The organism is Planktotalea sp. (genome assembly GCF_039984035.1).
Classification (GTDB): domain Bacteria; phylum Pseudomonadota; class Alphaproteobacteria; order Rhodobacterales; family Rhodobacteraceae; genus Planktotalea.
In genome coordinates, this window is record NZ_JBDWVM010000450.1 from 1 (window position 1) to 3,060 (window position 3,060).

A 3,060-nucleotide genomic window follows, 5' to 3' on the forward strand; every position below is an offset into this window, starting at 1 on the left:
GTAAACACACGGCCATCGCAAAGGCACCCGCCTGCGCATCGCTCACCGATTGATCCGCCAAACCCTGCGCGAACCAAGCAAGCGCCTGTGAATTAACCTGTTCGCCGCGCCGAAGCGCCGCAATAATCGCACGTGCGTCCACTTATGACCCTTCCATGAAACTTGCGTCAAACGCACCGGGAAGCAGTTCGCCAACGCTCATCACCAGCTCCTTGCCATCCGTCGTCGCCAAGGTCACCTGCACATCGCGCGCGGCAAATTCCGCGATCTTCTGACGGCATCCCCCGCAGGGCGGCACAGGCGCAGGGCTCTCTGCGATCACGTAAACCTCTGCAATCTCTCGCTCGCCCGCCGCGCACATGGCCGCGATGGCCCCCGCTTCGGCGCAGGTGCCCTCAGGATAGGCCACGTTTTCCACATTGCAGCCCTGATAGACCGTGCCAGCAGCCGTGCGGATCGCCGCGCCCACCTTGAAATTCGAATAGGGCGCATGGGCGTTTTCACGCACCGCGCTGGCGGCGTCTCTCAGGGTCATGCAGGCTCTCCTGTCCAAGTCTTAAAGGTGCCGGGCAACGACACCTCTAGTAATTCCAAATCATCCGACGCGTCCGAATAACGCGTCAACATCGACGGCGGCGTGACAAAGGCATCTCCCGCTTGCAAGGCATAAGGCTCCCGCCCCTCGCCCTCCAGCGTCATGCTGCCTTCCATCACAAAGGTGAAATGAATGTCGCTGTCATGCGCCGCCCAATCAGGCGACCCTCCTGCGCGTTTCACCACATGAACGCCAGCCACATCTTGCGTATTTTGCGCAATAAGCGTGTCTCTGCTCTTGAAGCCTTTAAGGCGGAAATCATTCCATACGGCTTCGTCTGTTTTATGGTGCACAAACTTCTGCCCTTGGAACACGCGATCAGGGTTCGCAGGCCCGTTTGGCAATTCCATCTCGTGATCAATCGTCGTCACATGCTCCGCAGGAACGCCAATTTCGATCACCTCGATATTGTCAGAGGCAAACAAAACCCGATGGCGAATTTCTGGCGGTTGGATCACGCAACATCCCGCATGCAAACGGAACGGCTCGCCCTGATCTTCATATACCAGATCGACCCAACCCCGATAACAAAAGATCAACTGAAATCCGACCGTATGATAATGCACCATGTCAGGCACAGGGCCGCCATCAGGAATGCGAATGTGCGAGGCAATGATAGACCCGCCCAAACGATCAGGGATCAAATCGCGGTAATGCATGCCTGCGCGCCCGACCACCCAAGGGGCCTGATCCGCAAGGCGGCGCACTACGAATGAATGCAAGGTTTGCGGCAAGACCATCGGCGGATGCATCTCGCTCACCTCTACGATAGTGCCACCGGGCGCAACCTGTTCGCCAACACCGCCCATGTCACTCGGATCATCGCAGCGCAGGCGCAGTGTGATCGGCGCAAGCGTGCTTTCCTGATCAAGGCGCAGCGACACACCATGACCCGTGAAAACAGCAACCAGTGGATCGTCAGCCGGATAGATCATATCCATCTTGAACCCGAGCGTTTTGGTGAAAAACGCAATGTCCGCGCGAATATCGCTTGTAGGTCCACAAACTTCGGCTTTGATCTCAGACATTTCAGCTCCCTGCAAGCGACTCTGTTGTCGCAATTGGATCAGAGTGACAACGCGCTGAACGATTTGCAAGATGTGTCGAATTTACTCGCTATGATCTGTCGCCTAACGTAAAGTAAGAATATAGTTTAATATCAAACCACAATTTCCAGAGCGATGTGAAACCAGATGACCGATAGCAAATCCGACCCAGCAAAAGAAGCAATCCGCAAAGCCGCGCTGGACTATCATGAGTTCCCACAGCCTGGAAAACTGGAAATTCGCGCGACCAAACCATTGGCCAACGGTCGAGATCTTGCGCGCGCCTATTCACCGGGCGTGGCGGAGGCCTGCATCGAGATCAGCAAAACCCCAAGCGACGCATCCCGCTACACCGCGCGCGGCAATCTGGTCGCCGTCATCACCAACGGTTCTGCTGTGCTCGGCCTTGGTAACATCGGCGCTTTGGCCTCCAAACCCGTGATGGAAGGCAAGGCTGTGCTCTTCAAACAATTCGCGGGCATCGACTGTTTCGACATCGAAGTGGACGAAAAAGACCCTGAGAAACTCGCCGATATCGTCTGCGCGCTAGAGCCAACTTTTGGCGCGGTGAACCTAGAAGACATCAAAGCGCCTGAGTGTTTCATCGTCGAAAAAATCTGCCGCGAGCGCATGAACATCCCTGTTTTCCATGACGATCAGCACGGCACCGCCATTGTCGTCTGCGCCGCCGCAACCAACGCGCTCAAACTCGCGGGCAAGGATTTCTCCGACATCAAGATCGTCTCCACGGGTGGCGGCGCGGCGGGCATTGCCTGTCTCAACATGCTTCTAAAACTTGGCGTAAAACGTGAAAATGTCTGGCTCTGCGACATCCACGGACTTGTCTATGAAGGCCGTGCCGAAGACATGAACCCGCAAAAAGCGGTCTTCGCCCAAAACTCCGACAAACGCACCTTGGATGATGTGATCGACGGCGCGGACATGTTCCTTGGCCTGTCTGGCCCCAACGTGCTGAAGCAAGACATGGTCGCGAAAATGACCAAGCAGCCGATCATTTTCGCCCTCGCAAACCCCAATCCTGAAATCTCCCCCGCCGATGCGCGCGAGGTTGCGCCAGACGCCATCATCGCAACGGGCCGCAGTGATTATCCCAACCAAGTCAACAACGTGCTCTGCTTCCCCTTCATCTTCCGGGGAGCGCTGGATGTGGGTGCGACCACGATCAACGACGAGATGAAGATCGCCTGTATCGACGGTATCGCCGCCCTCGCCCGCGCCACGACGAGCGCGGAGGCGGCAGCGGCCTATCAGGGCGAGCAACTGACTTTTGGCGCGGAATACCTAATCCCGAAACCCTTCGATCCGCGCCTCATTGGCGTGGTCTCTTCCGCCGTGGCCAGGGCCGCGATGGAGACGGGCGTGGCAGCGCGGCCCATCGAAGACCTCGACGCTTACAAA

General features: G+C 57.1%; 3 protein-coding genes and 1 pseudogene. 1 reads left to right on the forward strand and 3 read right to left on the reverse strand.

Features of this window, described 5'->3' with window-relative positions:
* The 3 genes and pseudogenes from ABJQ89_RS19930 to ABJQ89_RS19940 all read right to left on the reverse strand — a co-directional run.
* Positions 1-142 (reverse strand): annotated as a pseudogene (locus ABJQ89_RS19930) (thymidine phosphorylase); the annotation flags it as partial.
* Positions 143-535, reverse strand: coding sequence for a cytidine deaminase (locus ABJQ89_RS19935; protein ID WP_348497901.1), 393 nt, complete (start codon positions 533-535; stop codon positions 143-145).
* Entirely contained in the window at positions 532-1,623 is a 1,092-nt protein-coding gene (locus ABJQ89_RS19940) for a cupin domain-containing protein (protein ID WP_348497902.1), read from the reverse strand. Before ABJQ89_RS19940 ends, ABJQ89_RS19935 begins: the two co-directional genes overlap by 4 nt.
* Positions 1,624-1,788: 165 nt before the next feature.
* Between ABJQ89_RS19940 and ABJQ89_RS19945 the strand changes: the two genes are divergently transcribed.
* Positions 1,789-3,060, forward strand: a 1,272-nt coding sequence (locus tag ABJQ89_RS19945; RefSeq protein ID WP_348497903.1) for a malic enzyme-like NAD(P)-binding protein, incomplete at its 3' end; no start/stop codon positions are given.

What these genes read in the sequence shown, in the direction of transcription:
- ABJQ89_RS19935 (WP_348497901.1), bottom strand. Translation starts at nt 535, where the DNA reads ATGACCCTGAGAGACGCCGCCAGCGCGGTGCGTGAAAACGCCCATGCG.
- ABJQ89_RS19940 (WP_348497902.1), bottom strand. Translation starts at nt 1,623, where the DNA reads ATGTCTGAGATCAAAGCCGAAGTTTGTGGACCTACAAGCGATATTCGC.